The organism is Pseudomonas sp. RL (assembly GCF_000647775.1).
Taxonomy (GTDB): Bacteria; Pseudomonadota; Gammaproteobacteria; order Pseudomonadales; family Pseudomonadaceae; genus Serpens; species Serpens flexibilis.
On sequence record NZ_JBOY01000113.1, the window covers coordinates 1 to 24635 of the forward strand.

At 66.3% G+C, this 24635-nt stretch carries 21 protein-coding genes and 1 tRNA gene; 3 read left to right on the forward strand and 19 right to left on the reverse strand.

Annotation, left to right across the window (positions count from 1 at the left end; all coding sequences use genetic code 11):
• Positions 1 to 85 precede the first annotated feature (85 nt).
• The 17 genes from AS93_RS0115540 to AS93_RS0115620 all read right to left on the reverse strand — a co-directional run bounded on the left by AS93_RS0115540 (position 86) and on the right by AS93_RS0115620 (position 19231).
• Positions 86 to 176, reverse strand: a tRNA-Ser gene (locus AS93_RS0115540).
• A gap of 71 nt (positions 177 to 247) precedes the next feature.
• The gene (gene csrA / locus AS93_RS0115545) at positions 248 to 433 is read right to left on the reverse strand and encodes a carbon storage regulator CsrA (protein WP_003283978.1); all 186 of its coding nucleotides are present in this window, start codon (positions 431 to 433) and stop codon (positions 248 to 250) included.
• Between the two features lie 164 nt (positions 434 to 597).
• Complete coding sequence (locus AS93_RS0115550) at positions 598 to 1842, reverse strand: aspartate kinase (protein WP_027591468.1); 1245 nt, start codon at positions 1840 to 1842, stop codon at positions 598 to 600.
• Between the two features lie 99 nt (positions 1843 to 1941).
• Positions 1942 to 4566 (reverse strand): alanine--tRNA ligase, encoded by a 2625-nt coding sequence (alaS, locus tag AS93_RS0115555; protein ID WP_027591469.1) that lies wholly within the window; start codon positions 4564 to 4566, stop codon positions 1942 to 1944.
• A 135-nt stretch (positions 4567 to 4701) separates the two neighbouring features.
• The gene (locus AS93_RS0115560; RefSeq protein ID WP_027591470.1) at positions 4702 to 4989 is read right to left on the reverse strand and encodes a hypothetical protein; all 288 of its coding nucleotides are present in this window, start codon (positions 4987 to 4989) and stop codon (positions 4702 to 4704) included.
• 76 nt (positions 4990 to 5065) lie between these two features.
• A complete protein-coding gene (gene astA, locus AS93_RS0115565; protein WP_027591471.1) occupies positions 5066 to 6091 on the reverse strand; it encodes an arginine N-succinyltransferase in 1026 nt (341 codons plus the stop codon).
• 37 nt (positions 6092 to 6128) lie between these two features.
• Positions 6129 to 7151 carry an arginine/ornithine succinyltransferase subunit alpha gene (gene aruF, locus AS93_RS0115570; protein WP_027591472.1) on the reverse strand — a complete coding sequence of 341 codons (1023 nt, stop codon included), beginning with the start codon at positions 7149 to 7151 and terminating at the stop codon, positions 6129 to 6131.
• Positions 7152 to 7173: 22 nt separating this feature from the next.
• Positions 7174 to 8397 (reverse strand): aspartate aminotransferase family protein, encoded by a 1224-nt coding sequence (locus AS93_RS0115575; RefSeq protein WP_027591473.1) that lies wholly within the window; start codon positions 8395 to 8397, stop codon positions 7174 to 7176.
• A 119-nt stretch (positions 8398 to 8516) separates the two neighbouring features.
• The gene (locus AS93_RS0115580) at positions 8517 to 9506 is read right to left on the reverse strand and encodes a GlxA family transcriptional regulator (RefSeq protein WP_027591474.1); all 990 of its coding nucleotides are present in this window, start codon (positions 9504 to 9506) and stop codon (positions 8517 to 8519) included.
• Positions 9507 to 9659: 153 nt separating this feature from the next.
• Complete coding sequence (gene acs / locus AS93_RS0115585) at positions 9660 to 11615, reverse strand: acetate--CoA ligase (RefSeq protein WP_027591475.1); 1956 nt, start codon at positions 11613 to 11615, stop codon at positions 9660 to 9662.
• A 262-nt stretch (positions 11616 to 11877) separates the two neighbouring features.
• A complete protein-coding gene (locus AS93_RS0115590) occupies positions 11878 to 12891 on the reverse strand; it encodes a TRAP transporter substrate-binding protein (protein ID WP_027591476.1) in 1014 nt (337 codons plus the stop codon).
• 131 nt (positions 12892 to 13022) lie between these two features.
• Positions 13023 to 13841: a CoA ester lyase gene (locus AS93_RS0115595; protein WP_027591477.1), complete on the reverse strand. Its 819-nt coding sequence runs from the start codon at positions 13839 to 13841 to the stop codon at positions 13023 to 13025.
• 25 nt (positions 13842 to 13866) lie between these two features.
• Positions 13867 to 15072: a CaiB/BaiF CoA-transferase family protein gene (locus AS93_RS0115600; RefSeq protein WP_027591478.1), complete on the reverse strand. Its 1206-nt coding sequence runs from the start codon at positions 15070 to 15072 to the stop codon at positions 13867 to 13869.
• 140 nt (positions 15073 to 15212) lie between these two features.
• Positions 15213 to 16565 carry an MmgE/PrpD family protein gene (locus AS93_RS0115605; RefSeq protein ID WP_027591479.1) on the reverse strand — a complete coding sequence of 451 codons (1353 nt, stop codon included), beginning with the start codon at positions 16563 to 16565 and terminating at the stop codon, positions 15213 to 15215.
• On the reverse strand, positions 16562 to 16954 hold the full coding sequence (locus AS93_RS0115610; RefSeq protein WP_027591480.1) for a VOC family protein: 393 nt from the start codon (positions 16952 to 16954) through the stop codon (positions 16562 to 16564). The genes AS93_RS0115605 and AS93_RS0115610 overlap by 4 nt, the downstream gene beginning before the upstream one ends.
• A 176-nt stretch (positions 16955 to 17130) precedes the next feature.
• Positions 17131 to 18294, reverse strand: coding sequence for an acyl-CoA dehydrogenase family protein (locus tag AS93_RS0115615; RefSeq protein ID WP_027591481.1), 1164 nt, complete (start codon positions 18292 to 18294; stop codon positions 17131 to 17133).
• Positions 18295 to 18403: 109 nt separating this feature from the next.
• Positions 18404 to 19231 (reverse strand): MaoC family dehydratase N-terminal domain-containing protein, encoded by an 828-nt coding sequence (locus AS93_RS0115620; RefSeq protein ID WP_027591482.1) that lies wholly within the window; start codon positions 19229 to 19231, stop codon positions 18404 to 18406.
• A 155-nt stretch (positions 19232 to 19386) separates the two neighbouring features.
• On the opposite strand from AS93_RS0115620, the gene AS93_RS0115625 reads away from it, so the two are divergent.
• Both AS93_RS0115625 and AS93_RS0115630 read left to right on the forward strand, forming a co-directional pair.
• Positions 19387 to 20289: a LysR family transcriptional regulator gene (locus AS93_RS0115625; protein WP_027591483.1), complete on the forward strand. Its 903-nt coding sequence runs from the start codon at positions 19387 to 19389 to the stop codon at positions 20287 to 20289.
• Between the two features lies 1 nt (position 20290).
• The gene (locus tag AS93_RS0115630; protein ID WP_027591484.1) at positions 20291 to 21109 is read left to right on the forward strand and encodes a hypothetical protein; all 819 of its coding nucleotides are present in this window, start codon (positions 20291 to 20293) and stop codon (positions 21107 to 21109) included.
• Here AS93_RS0115630 and AS93_RS0115635 read toward each other — a convergent pair.
• Both AS93_RS0115635 and AS93_RS0115640 read right to left on the reverse strand, forming a co-directional pair.
• Positions 21097 to 22080, reverse strand: a complete 984-nt coding sequence (locus AS93_RS0115635; protein WP_027591485.1) for a lipid A deacylase LpxR family protein — start codon at positions 22078 to 22080, stop codon at positions 21097 to 21099. The genes AS93_RS0115630 and AS93_RS0115635 overlap by 13 nt on opposite strands.
• A gap of 66 nt (positions 22081 to 22146) precedes the next feature.
• Complete coding sequence (locus AS93_RS0115640; protein ID WP_027591486.1) at positions 22147 to 23778, reverse strand: methyl-accepting chemotaxis protein; 1632 nt, start codon at positions 23776 to 23778, stop codon at positions 22147 to 22149.
• Between the two features lie 210 nt (positions 23779 to 23988).
• On the opposite strand from AS93_RS0115640, the gene AS93_RS0115645 reads away from it, so the two are divergent.
• Entirely contained in the window at positions 23989 to 24456 is a 468-nt protein-coding gene (locus tag AS93_RS0115645; RefSeq protein ID WP_027591487.1) for a DUF305 domain-containing protein, read from the forward strand.
• Positions 24457 to 24635: the final 179 nt, after the last annotated feature.

Here is a 24635-nt window from a genome sequence, read left to right on the forward strand (position 1 = left end):
CTCCGACCGCTCGGTTCGTAGCCGAGTACTCTATCCAGCTGAGCTATGAGTCCGCAAAACGCTGCTTGCCCAGGCAAGCAAATAATGGCGGAGAGGGGGGGATTCGAACCCCCGACACCCTTTTGAGGTGTACTCCCTTAGCAGGGGAGCGCCTTCGGCCACTCGGCCACCTCTCCGCAACACGGGGCGCATGATATACAGCTTTACCCCGCTTGCAAAGCCCTAAGTTTGAAAAAACTTAGAAAAATTAGTGGCTTGGTTCCTGGTCCTTCTCTTTCTGGATGCGCTGGTAGATTTCTTCGCGGTGAACGGCCACCTCTTTCGGTGCGTTGACGCCAATGCGCACCTGGTTGCCCTTGACGCCCAGAACGGTGACGGTGACATCGTCACCCACCATAAGGGTTTCCCCTACCCGACGGGTCAGAATCAGCATTCCTTTTCTCCTTACACGGATGTTTCGATTCAATCTGCAAAAAACAAAAGGGGCCTCATCCACGCAGCGCGTGCAATCGCCCAAATATTGACCAGCCCCCCGAAGACAGTTCCGGCAGGCCGGCCAAAAAAGACGGAAGGCGCGATTCGCGCCTTCCGGGAACCTCAGTTCTTTTCCTGGCTGACCGGTGCATCCAGCTCGAAGGCGGTATGCAGGGCACGCACTGCCAGCTCCAGATACTTCTCCTCGATCACCACGGACACCTTGATTTCCGAGGTGGAGATCATCTGGATGTTGATCCCTTCCTTGGCCAGGGCTTCGAACATGCGGCTGGCCACACCGGCGTGGGAGCGCATGCCGACACCCACGATGGAGACCTTGGCAATGCTCGGGTCGCCATGCACGACGCGCGCGCCGATCTCCGACGCGGTCTTTTCCAGGATGCGCAGCGCGTTGTCGTAGTCGACCTGGTTGACGGTGAAGGTGAAGTCGGTGGTGTTATCGTGCGCGACGTTCTGCACGATCATGTCCACCTCGATGTTGGCCGCGCTGATCGGGCCGAGGATCTTGAAGGCCACGCCGGGGGTGTCCGGCACGCCGCGGATGGTCAGCTTGGATTCGTCGCGGTTGAAGGCGATGCCGGAAATGATCGGCTGTTCCATGGATTCCTCTTCATCATCGATGGTAATGAGGGTGCCCGGACCCTCCTTGAAGCTGTGCAGGACGCGCAGCGGGACGTTGTACTTGCCGGCGAACTCGACCGAACGGATCTGCAGCACCTTGGAACCGAGGCTGGCCATTTCCAGCATCTCCTCGAAGGTGATCTTCTCCAGCCGGCGCGCGCGGGACACCACGCGCGGATCGGTGGTGTAGACGCCGTCCACGTCGGTGTAGATCTGGCACTCATCCGCCTTCAGGGCGGCGGCCAGCGCCACCGCCGTGGTGTCCGAGCCACCGCGACCCAGGGTGGTGATGTTGCCCTGCTCGTCCACGCCCTGGAAGCCGGCCACCACCACCACGCGCCCGGCCTTGAGGTCGGCGCGCAGGCGCTGGTCGTCGATCTGCAGGATGCGCGCCTTGGTGTGCGAGCTGTCGGTGAGGATGCGCACCTGGCTGCCGGTGTAGGAAATCGCCGGGACGTCGCGCTTGATCAGCGCCATGGCCAGCAGGGCGATGGTCACCTGCTCGCCGGTGGACACCATCACGTCCAGTTCGCGCGGGACCGGCCGGCCATCGGTAATCTGCTTGGCCAGATCGATCAGGCGGTTGGTTTCGCCGCTCATGGCGGACACCACCACGACGATATCGTCGCCCCGCTCGCGGAATTTCTTGATCTTGTCAGCCACCTGCTGGATTCGCTCGACGCTGCCGACAGAGGTACCGCCAAACTTTTGTACGATCAAAGCCATGTCATCAAACCATCTGAGTCCCTGGGGGCGCCCATCTGACCCCGGAGGGGTCTTGAGAACGGGACAGGCCGGACGCGCTGCCTGCCCCGCTGGCTGTCGTTACAGCCCCTGTTCAGCGAAACCGCGTACCAGCGCCAGCGCGGCATCCAGCTGCGCGGCATCGGTGCCGCCGCCTTGCGCCATGTCCGGGCGACCACCGCCCTTGCCGCCGACGGCCGCGGCCGCCTGTTTCATCAAGTCGCCGGCCTTGAGCTTGCCGGTCAGGTCCTGGGTGACACCGGCCACCAGCACCACCTTGTCATCCTGTACGCCACCGAGCAGCACCACGGCGCTGCCCAGCTTGTTCTTCAACTGGTCGACCAGCGCCAGCAGCGCCTTGCCGTCCAGGCCGTCGAGCCGCGCGGAGAGCACCTTGGCGCCCTTGATCTCCACGGCCGATCCGGCCAGGTCGTCGCCGGCGGCGCTGGCTGCCTTGGCCTTGAGCTGCTCCACCTCCTTCTCCAGCTGGCGGTTGCGCTCCAGCAGGGCGGACAGCTTGTCCAGCACGTTCTCGCGGCTGCCCTTGACCAGATTGGCGGCTTCCTTGAGCTGCTCTTCGGCGCCATTCAGGTAGGCCAGCGCCAGCTCGCCGGTGACTGCCTCGATACGCCGCACGCCGGCAGCCACGCCGCCTTCGCTGACGATCTTGAACAGACCGATGTCGCCGGTGCGCGACACGTGGGTGCCACCACACAGCTCGACGGAGAAGCCGCCGCCCATGGTCAGCACGCGCACCTGGTCGCCGTACTTCTCGCCGAACAGCGCCATGGCGCCCTTGGCCTTGGCGGTCTCGATGTCGGTTTCCTCGACGTCTACCGCGCTGTTCTTGCGGATCTCGGCGTTGACCAGGGCTTCGAGGGCACGGATTTCCTCCGGCTTGATGGCCTCGAAGTGGCTGAAGTCGAAGCGCAGGCGCTGGCTGTCCACCAGCGAGCCCTTCTGACTCACGTGCTCGCCGAGGATCTGGCGCAGCGCGGCGTGCAGCAGGTGGGTGGCGGAGTGGTTCAGCGCGGTGGCTTGGCGCACCGAGGCGTCGACCACGGCCTGTACCGAATCACCGACCTTCAGGCTGCCGGCATCCAGGATGCCGTGGTGCAGGAAGGCGCCGCCGGCCTTGCGGGTGTCGCGCACGTCGAAACGCACACCGTCCAGGCTCAGGTAGCCACAGTCACCGGCCTGGCCACCGGATTCGGCATAGAACGGCGTCTGGTCGAGCACCACCACGCCCTCCTCCCCCGCGCTCAGGCTGTCGACCTTCATGCCTTCCTTGAACAGCGCCAGCACGGTGCCGGCGCCGGAAGTGCCCTGGTAGCCGGTGAAGCGGGTTTCGCCCTCCACCTTGACCAGGCTGTTGTAATCCAGATCGAAGGCGCTGGCCGAGCGGGCGCGCTCGCGCTGGGCCTGCATCTCGCGCTCGAAGCCTGCCTCATCGACGCTCAGCTCGCGCTCGCGGGCGATGTCGGCGGTCAGGTCGACCGGGAAACCGTAGGTGTCGTACAGCTTGAACACCACTTCGCCCGGAATCACGCTGCCGGACAGCTCGGCCAGGTCCTGCTCGAGGATCTTCAGGCCCTGCTCCAGGGTCTTGGCGAACTGCTCCTCTTCGTTCTTCAGCACGCGCTCGATATGCGCCTGCTGCTGCTTGAGCTCCGGATAGGCCTCGCCCATCTCGGCGGCCAGGGCGGTGACGATCTTGTGGAAGAACGTGCCCTTGGCGCCCAGCTTGTTGCCGTGGCGGCAGGCGCGGCGAATGATACGGCGCAGCACGTAGCCGCGGCCTTCGTTGGACGGCGTCACGCCGTCGGCGATCAGGAAGCCGCAGGAACGGATGTGGTCGGCCACCACCTTCAGCGAGGCCTGGCCTTCGTTGGCGCAACCGATCGCCTGGGCGGCGGCGTCGAGCAGGCGCTGGAACAGGTCGATCTCGTAGTTCGAGTTCACGTGTTGCAGCACGGCGCTGATGCGCTCCAGGCCCATGCCGGTGTCCACGCTCGGCGCCGGCAGCGGGTGCAGAACGCCGTCCGCGGTGCGGTTGAACTGCATGAACACGTTGTTCCAGATCTCGATGTAGCGGTCGCCGTCCTCTTCCGGGGAGCCGGGCGGGCCGCCCCAGATGTGTTCGCCGTGGTCGAAGAAGATCTCGGTGCACGGGCCGCAGGGGCCGGTGTCACCCATCGCCCAGAAATTGTCCGAGGCGTAGGGGGCACCCTTGTTGTCGCCGATGCGCACCATGCGCTCGGCCGGTACGCCGACTTCCTGGGTCCAGATGTCGTAGGCCTCGTCATCGGTGGCGTACACCGTCACCCAAAGCTTTTCCTTGGGCAGGTTCAGCCACTTCTCGGAGGTCAGGAACTCCCAGGCGTAATGGATGGCATCGCGCTTGAAATAGTCGCCGAAGCTGAAGTTGCCCAGCATTTCGAAGAAGGTGTGGTGGCGTGCGGTGTAGCCGACGTTTTCCAGGTCGTTGTGCTTGCCACCGGCACGCACGCACTTCTGGCTGGTGGTGGCACGGGTATAGGCGCGCTTCTCCAGGCCGAGGAAGCAGTCCTTGAACTGGTTCATGCCGGCGTTGGTGAACAGCAGCGTCGGGTCGTTCGCCGGAATCAGCGAACTGGAGGCCACACGGGTGTGCCCCTTCTCTTCGAAGAAGCTCAGGAAGGCTTCACGGATTTCTGCGCTTTTCATAGATTCATCCGAGGGAAAAACGGCGAACGGCCAGCCACCACGGGACTGACGGCAAAGGGCGGCATTATATAGGCCCGGACCGCGAACTGCAGGGGTTTATGCAATTGGCAAGGGCTATCGCAGCCGCTGCGCTCATCAATGATCGTGGCCGCAATCGGGGCCATGCACATGGCCCTCGTCCTCATCACCCATCGGCTCCATTTCCAGCTGGATACCCACCAGGTTGCTGGCCAGCGGGCGCAGCACCAGGTTGGCGTACTCGCTGTCGCCTTCCTCGGTGTCCACACCGATCAGCAGTTGGCCGCTGCCGTCCTGCTGGATCCACACCTCGCGGCCCTGCCAGAGCACCGCAAAGCGCTCGCAGCTGGCCGGCTGCTGCTGGCCATCGGCGTCTTCAAGGATCAGTTGCAGGGATTGGCTCATGACAAAACTCCTCAGGAAAAAGAAAAGCCCGAAGGCGGCTCGGCACGCTTCGGGCATCTGAACAAAGGGGTGAAACTCAGACGGGCAAGGCGATCGGCCGCAACGGCACGGCACGCACCTGGGCACCTGGCTGCAACTGCAGGCGTGCGGCGGTCTGCGGATCGACCACCAGCGAACCGGCGGCCATGCGGGCCGGGCCGACCGTCACGCGACAATCTTCGCGCTTGCGGTTGTGAATCAGGTAATCGATGGCGTCGTCACCGGGCGTACCCACCGCCAGCACCGCCAGGCGACTGTCGCGGATCGCACGGATGCGGTCGGTCTCGCACTCCAGCGCCGGACCACCGTCGAAGATGTCCACGTAGCCCTGATGGCGGAACCCTTCACTCTTGAGCATGGTCAGCGCCGGCTCGCTCTCGGCGTGCACATGGCCGAGGACCGCCCGCGCTTCCTCGGTGAGGAAGCAGGTGTAGAGCGGGAACTTGGGCATCAGCTGGGCGATGAAGGCCTTGTCGCCGACCCCGGTCAGGTAGTCGGCGCGGTTGAAATCCATCTTGAAGAAGTGCCGGCCGAGGCTGTCCCAGAACGGCGAACGCCCCTGCTCGTCGGAGATGCCGCGCATCTCGGCGATCACCCGGTCGGCGAACAGCGCGCGGAACTCAGCCAGGAACAGCAGACGCGCCCGCGACAGCAGGCGGCCGTGCTGGCCACGGCGGAAATCGGCGTGCAGGAACAGCGAGCACATCTCGGTGCTGCCGGTCAGGTCGTTGGCCAGGAACAGGGTGGGGATCTCTCGATGGATGCGCGGCTCAAGCGACGCGCAGACCATCAGGCCCAGCCGGTAGTTGTACCAGGGCTGGCGCAGGCCGACCGCACCGGTCATGGCGGAGATACCCACCACCTCGCCGTCATCGCTCTCCAGCACGAACAGGTAGTCGGCGTCGGCCCGCTCGGCCTCGCCGCGAAAGCTCAACTCGGCCCAGCGTACCCGCTGCGCCATGCGCTCCTCGCTGGCGGGCAGGGAGGTCAGGCCGGCGCCGGCACTGCGTGCCAGCTCGATCAGGGCCGAGAGGTCCGTGTTGCGCACGGGACGAACGATCATGCTTCCTCCGCCGGCCCGACGAATTTATGGGCCTGGTTCATAACGCCACCAAGCGCACACTGGCGCCTTCGCCGACGCCCAGCGCCTCGGCGGTGGTGCGGTCGAGGTACAGCGGCATGCCCGGCTCCCAGTCCAGCTCGACCAGCAGCGCGCGGAAATCCTGCAGCAGCCCGTTGGCGACCAGCCAGGTACGACCGCCCTGCGCCAGCGGCGCATCGCTCAACTGCACTTCCAGTTGCTGGCTGTGCACGATGGACCGAATCGCCGAGGTACGCGCGTGCAGGGTCGGGCCGCCGTCGAAGATATCGATGTAATGCTCGGTCTCGAAGCCTTCGCGGGTGAGGATGTCGAAGGACGCCTGGGCATCGGGATTGACCTCGCCCATGGCCTCCTGGGCCTCATCGGATAGCAATGGCACGTAGATCGGGTAGTGGGGCATGAGCTCGGCCAGGAAGCTGCGGCTCTTCACACCGGACAGGTGCTCGGCCTCGGCGTAGCTCATGCCGAAGAAGTGGCGGCCCACGCCATCCCAGAACGGCGAATCGCCCTGGGCGTCGCTGATGCCGAGGATGTCGACCGCAACCGAGTCGGCGAAGCGCTCCGGATGATCGGCGACGAACAGCAGGCGGCCCCGGGAAATCAGTTCGTCCGCCGGCGGCGGCGCCTTGTCGGCCTCGACAAAGAAGCTGTCGAGCAGGCTGTTGCCGGTCAGGTCATGGCACAGCGACAGGGCGTGGGTCTTGTTGTGGATGTTCAGCTCGCGTGACACATGCACGAACGTCTCGTTGCGAAAGCTGTAGAAGGGCTCCGTGTAGCCAGCCGAGGCCACCAGCCCTGAGCAGCCGACCAGCCCGCCGCGCGCGGTGTCCTCCAGCACGAAGAAATAGGTTTCCTCGCCGTTGAACGCCACCTCGGCGGCGAACGAAGCCTCCGAGGCAAGGATCTTTTCGCGCAGCCGGTCGGCGGAATCCGGCAGCGAGGTGACACCCACCGGGCTGATCGCCGCCAGGCGCTGCACTTCGGCCAGGTCGGAAAGTTGCGCGGGGCGCATCACCAGCATGCTCAGAGTCCTCCGCCCGCACTCAGCCCTGGGTGATCAGCCGGGCCACCGCGCGCTCGAAGCGCTGCAGGCCCTCGTCGATGTCCGCCTCGTCGATCACCAGGCTGGGCGCGAAGCGCACCACGTCCGGACCGGCCTGCAGCACCATCAGCGCTTCCTTCTCGGCGGCCGCCAGCACCTGCCCGGCCTTGCCCAGCCACGGCTCGCTCAGCTGCGCGCCGATCAGCAGGCCACGACCGCGGATCTCGGAAAAGAGGCCGTACTGTTCGCCCATACGCTGCAGGCGCGCCCGGAAAATCTCGTGGCGCGCCTTCACGCCGTTCAGTACCTCGGGGGTGTTGACGATTTCGATCAGGGCGTCGGCCACCGCGCAACCCAGCGGGTTGCCGCCATAGGTGGTGCCGTGCACGCCCACCGAGAAATGCGCCGCCAGCGCGCTGGTGGTCAGCATCGCGGCAATCGGGAAGCCGCCGCCGATGCCCTTGGCGCTGGTCAGGATGTCCGGCACCACACCGTGGTGCATGTAGGCATACAGGTCGCCGGTGCGGCCGACACCGGTCTGCACCTCGTCGAAGATCAGCAACGCGTTGTGCTTGTCGCACAGCCGGCGCACGCCTTCCAGGTAGGCCTGGTCGGCCGGGCGAATGCCGCTCTCGCCCTGGATCGGCTCAAGCACCACCGCGCAGGTGCGGTCGGACATGACGGCTTCCAGCCCGGCCAGGTCGTTGTAGGTCACATGGGTAATGCCCTGCGGCCTGGGCCCGAAGCCGTCGGAATACTTGGTCTGCCCGGCCACGCTCACGGTGAAGAAGGTGCGACCATGGAAGCTGTTGTAGGCCGAGATGATCTCGTGCTTGTCCTCGCCGAAACGGTCGTGGGCCACGCGACGGGCCAGCTTGAAGGCCGCCTCGTTGGCCTCGGCGCCGGAGTTGCAGAAGAACACGCGCTCGGCAAAGGTCGCGTCCACCAGGCGCTTGGCCAGACGCAGGGTTGGCTCGTTGGTGAACACGTTGGAGATGTGCCAGAGCTTGCCGGCCTGCTCGGTCAGCGCCTCGACCAGCCGCGGGTGGCAATGGCCCAGGGCGTTGACGGCGATGCCGCCGGCGAAGTCCACCAGTTCTCGACCGCTCTGATCCCAGACTCGCGAGCCCAGACCGCGCACCGGAATGAAGGGCGCGGGGGCGTAGTTGGGCACCATGAACTGATCGAAATCGGCGCGCTGAATCGGCGCGGGCTTAGCGGACATCGGGAGCGTCTCCTGCCATGTCTGGCCATCTGAAAGGGAGTGGAAGCATGTGCTCGGCGGGCCGAACGGCCCGGGAAGCGCAGTTTATACACTGTGGCAGCGGGCGAAAGCCTGCCAGGCTAATTTTCAGTGTGCTTGCCAATCGCGTTGGCCTCCTGGGCCGCGCCGCTGCGGTGCTGGTTGCGGTCCTCGCGCGGGGTGGTGCCGAAGAAGTTGCGATAGGCGCTGGAAAAGTGCGGACCCGACGAGAAGCCGCAGGACAGGCCGATCTGGATGATCGACTTGCTGGTCTGCATGAGCAACTGGCGGGCCTTGTTCAGGCGCAGCTCCAGGTAATACTGGCTGGGCACCCGGTTCAGGTATTGCTTGAAGATCCGCTCCAACTGACGGCGCGACACGCAGACGTGCTGGGCGATCTCGTCGGTGGTCAGCGGCTCCTCGATGTTGGCCTCCATCAGCATCACCGCCTGGGTCAGCTTGGGATGGCTGGCGCCGATGCGGTTCTGCAGCGGCACGCGCTGGCGCTCGCTGCCTTCGCGGATGCGTTCGACCACCAGCTCCTCGCTGACCGCGCCGGCCAGTTCCGCGCCGTGGTCGCGACCGAGCATGGCCAGCAGCAGGTCGAGCACCGCAAGGCCGCCACAGGCGCTCAGGCGGTCACGGTCCCATTCGAACAGGTGGCTGGTGACGATGGCCTTGGGAAAGCGTTCGGTGAAGTCGTCCTGCCAGCGCCAGTGTACCGCGCTGCGGTAGCCATCCAGCAGACCCAGCATGGCCAGCGGATAGACCCCGGCGGACAGACCAACCAGCGTGCAGCCCTGCCGGGCCAGCTGGCGCAGGGCAGCGGCCAGGGGTGGCGCAATGTTCTGCGGCGGCTCGTCGGCCACCAGGAACAGCCGGCTCATGCCTTCCATACGCTCGTCCCACACGCCGCCGGGCAGGCGCCAGGCGGTGCCGCTGCCCTCTTCGTCCTCGACCTTGAAGAACTGCAGGTCGTAGGCCGCCTCGGGATGGATGCGCCGCGCCACGCGCAGGGCTTCATCGGCCAGGGCCAGCGTGATCGCCCGGGTACCGGGCCAGACAAGAAAACCAATGGTGGGGACAGTCATTGCGGCTGGCTGATGTCCAGGTACGGACGCATTCTGTGGCCCGGAGGAAAAGAGCGCATTCTAGGCCGCCGCGCGCCGGAAGTCTCGCGGCATTCGTAACCCGGCGACACACCTGCGCGCCAGCGGCGCAGGGCGTCGCCCGTTGCCTGTCGCTCAAGCCGTCCGCAGCTGCCGGTGCCGATCCACCAGTTGCTGCACCACCGAGGGGTCGGCCAGGGTCGAGGTGTCGCCCAGGCCGTCGTAGTCGCCGGTGGCGATCTTGCGCAGGATGCGGCGCATGATCTTCCCCGAGCGGGTCTTCGGCAGCCCGGCCGCCCACTGGATGACCTCCGGCACGGCAATCGGACCGATCTCGTGGCGCACCCACTGGCACAGCTCCTGCTGCAGTGCATCGCTGCCGGCCACGCCCTCCATGAGCGTGACGTAGACATAGATGCCCTGCCCCTTGATGTCGTGGGGCACACCGACCGCGGCTGCCTCGGCCACCTTGGGGTGGGCCACCAGTGCGCTCTCGATCTCGGCGGTGCCCAGGCGGTGGCCGGAGACATTCAGCACGTCGTCCACCCGGCCGGTGATCCAGTAGTAGCCGTCCTCGTCGCGGCGCGCGCCATCGCCGGTGAAGTACATGCCCTTGTAAGTCTTGAAGTAGGTGTCCACGAAACGGTCGTGGTCGCCGAACACGGTGCGCATCTGCCCGGGCCAGGAATCGAGGATCACCAGGTTGCCCTCGGCTGCGCCCTCCAGCAGGTTGCCCTGGTTGTCGACGATGCCCGGCACCACCCCGAAGAACGGCCGGGTCGCCGAGCCGGGCTTGAGGGCGGTGGCCCCCGGCAGCGGCGAGATGAGAATGCCGCCGGTCTCGGTCTGCCACCAGGTATCGACGATCGGGCAGCGGGAACGGCCGACGGTTTCGTAGTACCAGTGCCAGGCCTCCGGATTGATCGGCTCGCCCACCGAACCGAGCAAGCGCAGGCTGGAGCCGTCGGCGCCCTCCATCACCGCCCGGCCCTGGGCCATCAGCGCGCGGATCGCCGTGGGGGCCGTGTAGAGGATGTTCACCTTGTGGCGGTCGATGATCCGCGCCACGCGGGTGACATCCGGGTAATTGGGCACGCCTTCGTACATCAGCGTGGTGGCGCCGTTGGCCAGCGGCCCGTAGATCAGGTAGCTGTGTCCGGTGACCCAACCGATGTCGGCTGTGCACCAGTAGACCTCGCCGGGCCGGTAGTCGAACACCCGCTCGTGGGTCAGCGCCGCGTACAGCAGGTAACCGCCGCTGGTGTGCAGCACGCCCTTGGGCTTGCCGGTGGAGCCGGAGGTGTAGAGCACGAACAGCGGGTCCTCGGCGGACATTTCCTTGGGCTCGCAGTAGTCGCCGGCCACCTTCATCAAGTCCTCGTACCAGACGTCGCGGTGGGCATGCCAGGGAATGTCCGCGCCGCTGCGCCGCACCACGATCACCTTGCGCACGCTGTTGGTTTCCGGGTGGGTCAGCGCCTCGTCGACATTGGTCTTCAGCGGCAGGTGGCGGCCGCCACGCAGCGCCTCGTCGGCGGTGATCACCACCTTGGAGCGACAGTCGATGATGCGCCCGGCCAGCGCCTCCGGCGAGAAGCCGCCAAACACCACCGAATGCACCGCGCCGATGCGCGCGCAGGCCAGCATGGCCACGGCGGCCTCGGGAATCATCGGCATGTAGAGGGTCACCAGGTCGCCCCGGTGCACATCCTGGCCGCGCAGGGCGTTGGCGAAGCGGTTCACTTGCTCGTACAGCTCGCGGTAGGTGATGTGGCGGACGTCGCCGGGCTCGTCGCCTTCCCAGATGATCGCCACCTGATCGCCTCGCTCGGCCAGATGGCGATCCAGGCAGTTGGCGGAGACATTCAGGGTGCCGTCGGCGAACCACTTGATGTCCACGTGGTGATCATCGAAGGAGGTCTGCTTGACGCGCGTGAAGGGCTTGATCCAGTCCAGGCGCTGGGCCTGTTCGCGCCAGAAACCGTCGGGATTGATCACCGACTGCTGGTACAGGGCCTTGTAGGTGGCCTCGTTGGTAAGGGTGCGGGCAGCCTGTTCGGGGGTGACGGGGTAAAGGGACGCGGCAGCCATGGCGGTTCCTCTTGTCATATGCAATGGCGGACCCGCGGCCGATACGTCCCGGACTCGACTGCGGGAAGGAAGCGGCGGCACTCCGCTGGCTGGCCGGGAGCACCGACTAGCAGCATAGACCCCGAAGCGTGACGCAGCCGACACCAGGGGCCGGAGGCGGCTCTGCGACGGCCAGCGGCGCTTCGGCCTCCCCGGCCATAAAAAAAGCCCGTCGACTCCGGGAGCCGACGGGCAAGGTGATGTACTCAGGGTTGGCGCAGGATCAGTGGCTGGCGACCACGCTGTCCGGGTTGTTGGACGCCACGGCGGCGTCGATCAGTTCCTTGCCGATCTCGGCTTCGAACTTCTTCCACACCGGCTTCATGGCTTCACGCCACTCGTTACGCTCTTGCGCCGTCAGTTCGATGATCTGGCTGGTGCCCGCCTTGACGATGGACTCGCGGGCTTCGCGATTGAGGTCGTCGGCCTGGCGGTTCACCTCCTTGGTCACATCGTTCAGCACGTCCTGCAGTTCGCTGCGGATATTCTCGGGCAGGCCCTTCCAGAACTTGGTGTTGGTGATCACCATGTAGTCGATGGCGCCGTGGTCGGATGCGGTGAAGTACGGCTGCACCTCATGCACCTTCTGGCTGAAGTAGTTCGACCAGGTGTTTTCGGTGCCGTTGACCACGCCGGTCTGCAGACCCTGGTACACCTCGGCGAAGCTCATCTTGCGCGGGTTGGCGCGAATGACCTTGAACTGCTCGTCCAGCACGTTGGAGGCCTGCACGCGGAACTTGAGGCCGCGGGCGTCCTTGGGCAGGCGCATCGGCTTGTTGGCCGACAGCTGCTTCATGCCGTTGTGCCAGTAGGCCAGGCCGGTGATGCCCTTGCCTTCCATGCTGCGCAACAGCGCCTGGCCCTGCGGGCTGGCCTGGAAGCGATCCACCGCGTGGATGTCATCGAAGATGAACGGCAGGTCGAAGATCTGGATGGACTTGGCGTAGGGCTCGAACTTGGCCAGCGAAGGCGCCAGCATGTGCACGTCGCCGAGCAGCAGGGCCTCCATTTCCTTGCCGTCGCCGTACAGCGAGGAGTTGGGGTAGACCTCGACCTTGACCTGGCCGGGCAGACGCTCTTCGGCCATCTGCTTGAACAGCAGGGCACCCTGCCCCTTGGGCGTGCTGTCCGCCACCACGTGGGCGAACTTGATGACGATGGGGTCCGCCGCCTGCACAAGGCCGGCAAAGGACAGGGACATGGCGCAGGCGAGCGCTTTGAAAGTGAAGTTGCGCATGGGGTGTTTACCTCATTGTTGTTGTAAGCGTTGAAGCCCTGACAGGGCAGCGTTCCCTCCCTGGTGTCTATTGCGCTCCTCTGAAAACGAAGGAATGGATGCGGGCGGCACATCGCCGCCCGCGCGAACGTTCACTGCTCTCCGGCACGCTCAAGCAGGCGCCGGGCACGGCCGACCACCGGCATGTCCACCATCTGCCCGTCCACCACGAACACCGCCTCGCCCCGGGCAAAGCCGGCCATGACGCGGCGGGCCCAGTCCAGTTCACCGGCAGTGGGCATCAGGGTGGCGTGCACCACCTCCACCTGCTTCGGGTGGATGCACAGGCGGCCGCCGAAGCCCATGTCGCGGATATCGGCGGTGTGGCGGGCCAGGCCTGCGCTGTCCTGGAAGTCGGGGAACACGCTGTCCAGCGGTGCGGCGAGATCGGCCAGGCGCGATTGCAGCAGGATGGCGTAGCGGGACTGATCGAGGATGCGCTCGGCCGCGGCAGTGCCGCTGGCCAGGCCCAGATCCAGACCCAGGTCCAGCGCACCGAAGCTCAGCCGCTCGACGCCCTTGGCGCGGGCGATCTCCTCCAGGCGCTGCAGGCCCAGCGCGCTCTCGATGATCGGCCAGACCGGCTTGCCACATTCCGCCGCGCGCTCGACCTGGCGAGCGCTTTCGGCCTTGGGCAGCAGGATGCCCGCCACACCGGCATAGCGGCGACAGACTTCCAGATCCTCTAGATGCTGGGCATGCAGGGCACCGTTGATCCGCACGAAGACGCGCACGTCGGGGTTGTCGTGCAGGTAGCGCTCCAGGTTGTCACGGGCCTCGACCTTCTGGGCCTCGGCCACGGCATCCTCGAGGTCGACGATGACCACGTCGGCGCCGGTGGCCAGGGCCTTGGCGATACGTTCCGGGCGGGTGGCCGGCACGAACAGGGCGGAGCGAACGATGCTGCTCATGAAGAATGTCCTTCTTGTAAGGGGGTCAGACGGCGCCCTGCTGGCGCAGGCGCTGGATATCGCCCTCGGCGTAGCCCAGCTCGCCCAGCAGGCGCTCGGTATGCTCGCCGAGCGCGGGCACCGGGTCCATGCGCGGTTGGAAGGAGGCGTTGCGGCCCGGCGGCAGCAGCGCCGGCAATTCGCCGGCCGGGCTGCCCACCGTGGTCCAGCGCTGGCGGGCCTTGAGCTGCGGGTGCTCCCAGACGCCGGCCATGTCGTTGACATGGGCGTTGGCAATGGGCGCGGCATCCAGGCGGGCGATCACCTCGTCGGCGGTCAGGCTGCTGAACACCTCGACGATGATGGCGCGCAGCTCGGCGCGGTTTTCCGAGCGCTTGAAGTTGGCGGAGAAGCGCGGGTCCCGGGCCAGTTCCGGCTTGAGCAGCACCTTCTCGCAGAAGGCCACCCACTCGCGTTCGTTCTGCAGGCCCAGCATCACGGTCTTGCCATCGCCAGCCGGGAACGGGCCGTACGGGTAAATGGTGGCATGGGCGGCGCCGGCGCGCGGCGGCGGAGTGGCACCCTTGTAGGCGTAGTACAGGGGGTAGCCCATCCACTCCACCAGGCTTTCCAGCATGGACACGTCCACCCGGCTGCCCTTGCCGGTCTTGTCGCGCAGCATCAGCGCCGAGAGCACGCCGGTGTAGGCGTACATGCCGGCGGCGATGTCGGCGATGGAGCAACCGGCCTTGGCCATCTCGTCCTCGCCGGGCCCGCCGGTGACGGACAGGAAGCCGCCTTCGGACTGGATCAGCAGGTCGTAGGCCTTCTTCTGTTCGTAGGGGCCGCCCTCGCCATAGCCGGAGATGTCGCAGACGATCAGGCGCGGGTAGCACTCATGCAGCACCTCGAAGGACAGGCCCATGCGCGCGGCGGCGCCCGGCGCCAGGTTCTGCACCAGCACGTCGGCCTGGCTCAGCAGTTGGTCGAGCACCTGCATGGCATCGTCCTGCTTGAGGTCCAGGGTCAGGCTTTCCTTGGAGCGGTTGGTCCACACGAAGTGGGAGGCCAGGCCGTCGACGCGCTCGTCATAGCCCCGGGCGAAGTCGCCCGCGCCGGGACGCTCGACCTTGATCACCCGCGCGCCCAGATCGGCCAGTTGGCGGGTGCAGAACGGCGCGGCGATGGCGTGTTCCAGGCTGACGACGGTGATGCCGTCCAGCGGACGGATGTTGTTGTTCGGTACGGTCATATCCGGTGTTCCTGCAAATTCGGTTCGGTCCGTAGGGTGGAAAACGGCGAAGCCTTTTCCACGCGTTTCAGATCCATGCGCTCGGCATTCGGTGGAAAAGACCTGGGGTCGTTTTCCACCCTACGGAAACGGTCTGGCCATCAGGCCAGGCCGCCCAGGTCATAGGTGTCACGCAGCCGCCAGACGCGGTCGATCAGCACGCCGGCTTCGGCGTCGCTGCGCGCGCCGGAGAAGGCGACCAGACGGCGGAACTTGTCTTCCAGCTCGGCGCGGCTCAGGGTGTTGCCCGGATCGCCCTTCGGATCGTCCACGGCAGCAGTCAGGGTGCGGCCGTCCACGGTGACCACCTCGACCCGGCCCAGCCAGCGCTGCGGGTAGGCGCCATCCACCTCGGGGTCCAGCACCATGCTGACTTTCTCGCGGAACTGGCCGACGCGGGGGTCGGTCAGCGCGTGGGTGTGAAATTCGGTCAGGCCGGCCTTGCCGTACAGGGCGATCAGGCCCAGCACGGTGCCCATGGAGAACTTGGCCTGGTGCACGGTCTGCGGCACTACCACGCGACCCAGCACATCGATGGCGCCCTGGTGCACGCGGGTGGTCACCCGGGCGATCTCGTCGGCAGTCAGGTTCTCGCGCTGCATCAGCGCCAGCAGCGCGTCGGCGGCCGGATGGGTGTGACGGCAGGAGGCGTGGAACTTGAAGCTGGTCTCGGCCAGCGCCCAGCGCTCGCCCAGGCGGTCGGACAGCCAGCGCGGATCGGCGTCCTTCGACATCCCGGCGGCCATGCCCTGCTCGCCTTCCAGGATGTTGCGCGCCCCGCTCAGCCCATCGGCAGTCAGGTAGGCGGCCAGCAGACCGTCGGCGGCGGCCTTGGCGGTGTGCAGCTGCTTGGAATCGGCGGCGTCGCGCAGGAACTCCCACAGGCCGGCGGCCTGGGTGCCGGCGCTGCCCAGCAGATTGATGAACTGTTCCTTGTCGAAGCCCATCAGCTTGCCGACCGCCACGGCAGCGGCCAGGGTGCCGACGGTCGCGGTGGTGTGGAAGATGCGGTAGTGGGAGCGGCCGAGGAATTCGCCGATGCGAATACCCGCCTCGTAGCCGGCCAGCGAGGCCAGCAGCAGCTCGCGGCCGGACTTGCCGAGATCCTGCGCGGCGGCCAGCGCGGCCGGGAACACCACGGTGGCCGGGTGCAGCACGGAGCTGTTGTGCAGGTCGTCCTGCTCCACCAGGTGCGAGCTGGCGCCGTTGACCAGCGCGGCGAAGTAGGCCGAGCTGGAGCGGCGGCTGACCAGGATGCGGGAACGTCCTTCGGCCGGACCCATCTTCTCGGCGTAGCGCTCGAACAGCGGAATCGGGTGCGCGCCCTGGCTGGCCAGCGCCGAGCCCAGCCAGTCGAGGAACAGGTCTTCGGTGCGGTCGAGAACCGCGGCCGGCACCTGCTCGTAGCGCAGGTCGGCAAGGAAAGCGGCAAGAGCTTGGGTGTGCTGGCTCATTCGGCCATCTCCACGTAATTCGAGAGTTCGATGAGGTTCAGATCGGGGTCGAGCAGGTAGACGGAGCGGATCGGTCCCTGGGCGCCGGTGCGCATCACCGGCCCCATGAGCATCTCGACGCCGTTGGCCTGCAGCTGGGCGATCACCTGCTCCAGCGGCTCGGCGACGATGAAGCACAGGTCCGCCGAACCCGGCGTCGGGCGATGGGCGTGCGGTTCGAATTCCGCGCCGGCCTGGTGCAGGTTGATCTTCTGCTCGCCGAAGGCCAGTGCCTTGCGGCCTTCACCGAACACCACCGGCTGCATGCCCAGCACGCGGGTGTAGAAGTCGACGCTGCGCCCGATGTCCTGCACCGTAAGCACCAGATGGTCGAGATGGCTGATCTGCATAACGTCTCTCCGTCTTCATAACGCACCGTTCCGGCGCGGTGGTGGCCAACGGGTTGCGTTGACCACCCTACGGTCATTCGTAGGGTGGAGAACGACCGCCGGGTCTTTTCCACCGATGCCCGCCCACTGCTCCGTCTGGTGGAAAAGGCTGCGCCGTTTTCCACCCTACGGGTTCATCAGAACGAGCGCGGCAGCTCCAGCAGGTGTTCCGCGACGTAGGAAAGAATCAGGTTGGTGGAGATCGGCGCTACCTGGTACAGACGGGTCTCGCGGAACTTGCGCTCGACGTCGTACTCGTTGGCGAAGCCGAAACCGCCGTGGGTCTGCAGGCAGGCGTTGGCCGCTTCCCAGGACGCCTTGGCGGCCAGGTACTTGGCCATGTTGGCGGCGGCCCCGGCGTTACGGCCGGCGTCATACTCTTCGCAGGCACGCCAGCGCATCAGGTCGGCGGCTTCCAGCTCGATGTGCGCCTCGGCGATCGGGAACTGAACACCCTGGTTCTGGCCGATCGGGCGACCGAACACCACGCGGTCGCGGGCGTACTGGGCCGACTTCTCGGTGAACCAGCGGCCGTCGCCGATGCACTCGGCGGCGATCAGGGTGCGCTCGGCGTTCAGGCCGTCGAGGATGTAGCGGAAGCCCTTGCCTTCTTCGCCGATCAGGCTGCTGGCGGGGATTTCCAGGTTGTCAAAGAACAGCTCGTTGGTCTCGTGGTTGACCATGTTGGCGATCGGCTGCACGGTCAGGCCGTTGCCGATGGCTTCGCGCAGGTCGACCAGGAAGATCGACATGCCGTCGGCCTTCTTCTTCACCTCGGCCAGCGGCGTGGTGCGCGCCAGCAGGATCATCAGGTCGGAGTGCTGGATGCGCGAGATCCACACCTTCTGGCCGTTGATGACGTACTTGTCGCCCTGGCGCACCGCGGTGGTCTTGATCTTCGTGGTGTCGGTGCCGGTGGTCGGCTCAGTCACGCCCATGGACTGCAGGCGCAGCTCGCCGCTGGCCAGCTTGGGCAGGTAGTAGCGCTTCTGCTCCTCGCTGCCGTTACGCAGGAGGGTGAACATGTTGTACATCTGGCCATGGATGGTGCCGGAGTTGCCGCCGCAGCGGTTGACCTCCTCCAGGATGATGGAGGCTTCAGCCAGGCCCAGGCCCGAGCCGCCGTACTCTTCCGGGATCATCGCCGACAGCCAGCCGGCTTCGGTCATCGCGGTGACGAATGCTTCCGGGAAGCCCTTTTCCTCGTCGATCTTGCGCCAGTATTCGGCGGGGAACTCGGCGCACAGGGCGCGCACGCCTTCACGGATGGCGTTGTATTCGTCATTCAGGTACGGGTTCATTGCGGTTCCTCGATGTTCTTCTTGTTACCGACGGCTGTTGCTCGGGCCGCCACTCGGTGGCCAAGGCTGTACCTTGACCACCCTCCGGATAGCGCGGTGTTGGCCGCTTTTATTCGAATTCCACTTCGGCCTTCTGGGCGATGCCGTCGGCGTTACCGGCCCACAGCTCGGCCTTGCCGGGCGCGACGATGCGGCCGCCCACCTCGAACGGTTTCGGCGCGATCAGCGGACGCACGCCGCGATAGGCGAAGCGGCGCAGGCGGGCCTGCGGGTGGGCGCGGCAGAAGGCGCGCAGGTTCAGGGTGGCGATCAGCGGACCGTGCACCACCAGACCCGGGTAGCCTTCGGTCTCGGTCACATAGGGGAAGTCGTAATGGATGCGGTGGCCGTTGAAGGTCACGGCGGAATAGCGGAACAGCAGGGTCGAGCTGGGCGTGATGGACTCGTGCCAGTCGCCGGTGGGCAGCTCTTCGCCGCCGCCGAGCTTCGGCGGGGTCGGCTCGCGGTAGACGATGTCCTGTTCCTCGCGGATCGCCAGGCTGCCGTCCTGCAGGTAGTCGTGCTGCACGGTGACGAACAGCAGCGAGCCGGTGCGGCCATGCTTTTCCTCGATGTGCTTGATGGTGGAAACCTTCTCGGCGTTCGCGCCGGCCTGCAGCGGCTCGAAGAACTCCACGCGGCCGCCCGCCCACATGCGGTTGCGGTTGTCGGCCGGCGGCAGGAAGCCGCCACGCGCCGGATGGCCATCGGCGCCCAGGCCAGTCTCGAACACCGGGTCCTGGAAGAAACACCACTGCCACAGCGGCGGCAGCGGCTGGCCGTTGGCAGGGGTCTGCTCGCCCAGGGTGGCGGCGATGCGCTTGAGGAGGTTATGGCTCAGCTGGTCCTGGGCTTCTTCGGTGCGTCCGATCCAGGCAGTCAGGGCGGCGTCGGTCATTACGGGCATCCCGCGTGTGTCTTGTGGTTGTGACCGCAGGATGCATCGGCGCCTCGCGTTTCGTGAATCCGGATTTACAACCACCGGCATTCGGATATCCTGAACGCCTTTTCCGAGAGACGGTCCCACTTACCGCTGTTGTCCGGAGGACATCCATGCACTTCGATCTGGCCGACCTGCGCCTGTTCATCCACATTGCCGAATCGCCGAGCCTGACCCAGGGCGCGCGCCGCGCGCACCTGTCACCGGCCGCCGCCAGCGCCCGCATCAAGGCGCTGGAGGGCCAGCTGGACAGCCGCCTGCTGTACCGCGACAGCCGCGGTGTGGAGCTGACCCCCGCCGGCCACAAGCTGCTGCAGCATGCGCGGCTCATCATGCGCCAGGTGGACTACCTGAAAAGCGAGTTCACCACCTACGGCGCCGATAACGCCGGGCACATCCGCATCTTCGCCAACACCACGGCGGTCACCGAGTTCCTGCCCGAAGTGCTGGCCGGTTTCCTGGTCGAGCGCCCGGGCGTGACCGTGGACCTGCAGGAGCGCCTGAGCCGCGACATCGTGCGCGGCGTGCTGGACGGCACCACCGACCTGGGCATCATCGCCGGCCCGCTGGAGGTCAGCGGCCTGCAGGCCATCCACTTCAGCACCGATCGCCTGGTGCTGGCCGTACCCGAGGGCCATCCCCTGGCCGGCGAGAAGTCCGTGACCCTCTCGCAGACTCTGGCCTACCCGCATATCAGCCTGCACGAAGGCAGCACGCTGCTGACCTTCCTGCGCGACGAGGTGGAAAAACTCGGCCAGAAGCTGTCGCTGCGCATCCAGGTCTCCAGCTTCGAAGCCAGCTGCCGGATGATCGAGGCCGGCGTGGGCATCGGCATCATTCCCGAGTCCGCCGCCCAGCGGCACAGCCGCACCATGCGCCTGGCCACGGTGCAGCTCGACGAGCCCTGGGCGGTGCGCGAACGACGCATCCTGGCCCGCGACCTGAACGCCCTGCCCGGCATCCTGCTGGCGCTGATCGAGCGGCTCACCGGCCGTCCGGTCACCCAGGAGACCTGATATGCGCCGCGGCGCGTTCCTGCTCGTGCTCGCGGTACTGCTCGGCGGCTGCGGGGCGCCCCTGAAACAGCTGAGCGAGGAAGCACAACTGACCAGCCGGGAGGTCCGCGTGCTGGCCACCACCCCCTTCCCGCTGCAGGCGGTGCTGCCGCGCCGCGTCGAGGGCCACAGCCTGCGCGTGTACCTGGAGGGTGACGGCTATGCCTGGGCCACACCCACCCAGCCCAGCCTGGACCCCACGCCCCGCGACCTGCTGGTGGCCCGCCTGGCCACCCTCGACCCGCTGGGTGCGGTATACCTGGCGCGGCCCTGCCAGTTTGTCGAGCACCCGGACTGCAAGCCGCTGCTATGGACCGACCAGCGCTTCAGCCGCCCGGTACTCAACAGCCTGCATGCGGCCCTCGACCAGTTGAAGCAGCGCTACGGCGTGCGCCGCCTGGAGCTGGTGGGGTATTCCGGTGGCGGCGCCCTTGCCCTGCTCCTGGCGGCCGAGCGCAACGACGTGGTTGCCGTGCAGACCCTGGCCGGCAACCTGCACCCCAGTGCCTGGATCGCCCATCACCGCCTCACGCCGCTGACCGGTTCGCTGGAGCCGCTGGCCTATCGCGAGCGCCTGCGCCAGATTCCCCAGCGGCACCTGACCGGACAGCGCGACAAGGTGGTGCCGCCCCCGCTGGCCTATCAGTACGCCGACAGCCTCGGGACGGCCGACTGCCTGGAGATCCGGACGGTGGATGCGACGCACAGCGAGGGCTGGGAAACGGCCTGGGCCGGCTTCCGGCAACGGCCGCTGGTCTGCGCGCCGGCTCAGAAACCGTAGGACAGGGTCACCGAGCCGAACTGGTCATGCCCCTGCTGGCCACGGAACTCGTGGGTGCGCCAGACACTGACGAAGGTCAGCTGCCAGCGGCTCCAGGTGAGTGCCAGGCCGGCCAGGGCATCGCCGACCCATTCCTCGCGATCCACCGAGTGGCTGGACTTGAAGGTGTTGCCGTCGAGCAGCAGGTTGTAGGCCATGTAGCGACCTTCCAGCCCCAGGAAACCGTACCAGGCGAAGTGTCCAAGCGGCGTGAAGTACTGGCTGCCGCTCTGCGCCGGGGTCACCGAGGGAATGCCCTGGCTGCGCTCCAGGTGCCGGCCGAAGCGCAACACCCCGCCGGCCGAGGCATAGGTGTAGAGATTGCCCAGCGCCAGGCCGGCGGTAGGCGCGTATTCGAGTTCCAGACCGAACAGCTGGCCCTGGCGCCACCACTGCTGCCCGTAGGCCACATTGAGGAAGGGTTCGTTACGCAGCTGGTGCTTCCAGCCGCGCGGCTCGGTGGCGTTGATGTGCTTGTGGATCCAGTGCTGCACCTTGCCAACCCCGGTGCCCGGCCCCACCAGGCCGGTGTCCAGGTGCAGTTCGCGGCTCACGCGCTGGTTCGTCTCGTCACGCTCCGCGTACATCGATACGCCGAGGAACAGCAAACCCGCGTAAGGCCGGTCGTCCTCGATCAGCTCGCGACTGCGCAGGTCCTCGGGGGTATAGCCCTGCATGCCGAACCGGTAGGCGAGGGTCTGCACCTCGTCGCCCGCCCAGCCCGGCAGGGCCTCGGCCAGGCCGCGCGCCCAGTGCCCGTTGTCGGGTTCGAAGGACCAGAACAGCTCCAGTCCGCCGCTGTAGTGGCCGTCGTCGTCCTCGTAGGACAGCAGGTCATTCTCGACCTTGATGGACAGCGAATCGGCCAGCAGCGGCACCGGCAGGCCGGCAATCAGCAGCAGGCCCAGTCGCAGCGATTTCCAACACACCATGTCGTCGCCCCGGCAGTCTCCAACGTTCGTTAGAGAGCCACCGGTTCGCAACGTTCCTCGCGATGCCTACACCCGGAAACGGCTCAGCAACGCGTCCAGACGCTCGGCCAACTGGTTGAGCGCCTGACTGGTGCCGGCGGCCTTTTCCGCCTCGCCGGCATTGTCCTGGGCCAGGCTGGCGGTCTGCGTCACGTTGCCGTTGATCTCGTCGACCACGTGGGATTGCTCCAGGGTGGCACTGGCGATCGAGGCCGCCAGGCCGCTGATGCTGCGCAGCGATTCGACGATCTGGCGCAGGTTGGCGCCGGCCTGGCTGGCCTGCTCGACGGTCTGTTCGGATTGCCGGCTGCTGTCCTGGATGACCTTTACGGCCGCCGCCGAATGGGTCTGCAGCTGCTCGATCATCGCCTGGATTTCCGCCGTGGACTGCTGGGTGCGCTGCGCCAGCAGGCGGACCTCGTCGGCCACCACCGCGAAGCCGCGCCCCTGTTCGCCCGCCCGCGCCGCCTCGATGGCGGCATTCAGCGCCAGCAGGTTGGTCTGCTCGGCCACCGCGCGAATGACTTCCAGCACACCACCGATCCGGGTGGTTTCATCAGCCAGCGCACGGATCACGTCCACCGCCTGCTCAATGCTGGCGGACAGTTGGCCGATCTGCGCCAGCGCATTGTCGATGCCCTGCAGTCCCTGCCCGGCCCGCTCCTCAGCGCTGCGTACATCAACGGCGGTGTGCTCGGCGTTCTTCGCCACGTCCTGCACGCTGTAGGCCACTTCATGGATGGCCGTGGCCACCTGCTCCACCTGCTGGGACTGGCGCGCGCTCTGCTCGCTGAACAGATGCGCCTGCTGGCCCAGGCCCTGGGCCGAGCGGCTGAGGATGCGTGCCGATTCCAGGGTTTCGCCGATCACCTGGCGCAGGCTGCCGGTGAAGCTGTTGAAATGCCCGGCCAGCTCGCTCAGCTCATCGCGGCCGTCGGTCTTCAGCTGGCGGGTCAGATCGGCCTCGCCACTGGCGATGTCGGCCATGGCCCGCACGGTATCGCCCAGCGGTCGCGAAATGCTGCGGGCAATCAGGGCGATGATGCCGGCCAGCAGCCCGGCCATGAACAGTCCCAGCAGCGAGGCCTGGATCAGCTCCTGGCGGAACTGGGCCTTCACGTCATCGATGTACACCCCGGTGGCGAGCATCCAGCCCCAGGGTTCGAACTGCGCCACGTAGGTGACTTTCTCCACCGGCGGCGTGCCGGGCCGTTTCGGCCACAGGTAGGGAACCGTCCCCGAACCCTGCTCACGCGCCGTGCGTGTCATTTCAGCCACGAAGGCAACACCCGTACTGTCCTTGAGCTGGCTGAGGTTCTGGCCGACCAGCTTCGGATCCAGGTGCATCAGCATCAGGCTGTCCAGGGTAGTGACAAAGAAGTACTCGCCCTCGGCATAGCGCAGCGTCGCCAGCAGGGCCAGGGCCTGCTGCTGGGCCTGCTCGCGGGTCAGCTCCCCGGCGCGCTCCCGCTGGTGGGCCTGCTGCAGAACGCCGGCAGCGGTCTGCACCACCCAGCTCAGTTGCTCGATCTTGCCGTCATGGAGGTTCCGATAGCTGCGCTGCAGCATCATCGCCGCCAACACCAGCAGCATCAGTACAGAGGCCAGCAGGATCAGCAACAAGCGACGGCTGATCATCAGATTGCGCAGTTGGAACATCGGACACCACCCTGGTAATACGTCACCGTTTTGACATGGAGTCTGGGTGCAGCAAGCAGCAGGCCAGGATTACGGCACTGCGACAAACGGGCACGGACAGCGAACAACACCCGTCCAGCCGGCTTGCCTGAACTCAACGCAGGACCGGTGGGTCCGCCGGCTGGAAGGTTTCGGCCCCCGACACCCACACCTGAACAGGGGATCCAGTCCATGCAGATGTCCTATTGGCGCTTTGCCGCCATGATCGCCACCTCGACGCTGGTCATGTTCGGCCTGATGTATCTCAACACCTACGCCTTCGCGCATGTCCGCTGGAGCGAAACACGGCTTTGGATGGCGCTCCTGATGGGCGCGAGCATGGCGATGATCATGCTCAGCTTCATGCTGAACATGTATGCCAACAGGGCGCTCAACCTGGCGATCTACGCAAGCAGCCTGCTGGTCTTCGCACTCGCCCTCTGGCTGGTGCGCAGCCAGGCGACAATAGACGACCAGGACTACATGCGGGCGATGATCCCCCACCACTCCATCGCCATCATGACCAGCGAGCGGGCGCGGATCAGCGATCCACGGGTACGCGAACTGGCCGACGAGATCATCCGCGCCCAGCGCCGTGAAATCGCCGAGATGGAATATCTCATCAGCGACCTTGAGAAAAAGGACCGGGAGGGCGAATAAGGTCTTCGAGCCCAGGCCACTGGCAGCCGGGCAGGTAGGTACCGCCAGTGATTTTCTGCAGGCACAAAAAAAGCTGCCCTTGGCAGCTTCTCTTGTTCCACCTTCGATGAGGAAGGTGATCAGGTATGGCGCAGTGGACGGGACTCGAACCCGCGACCCCCGGCGTGACAGGCCGGTAT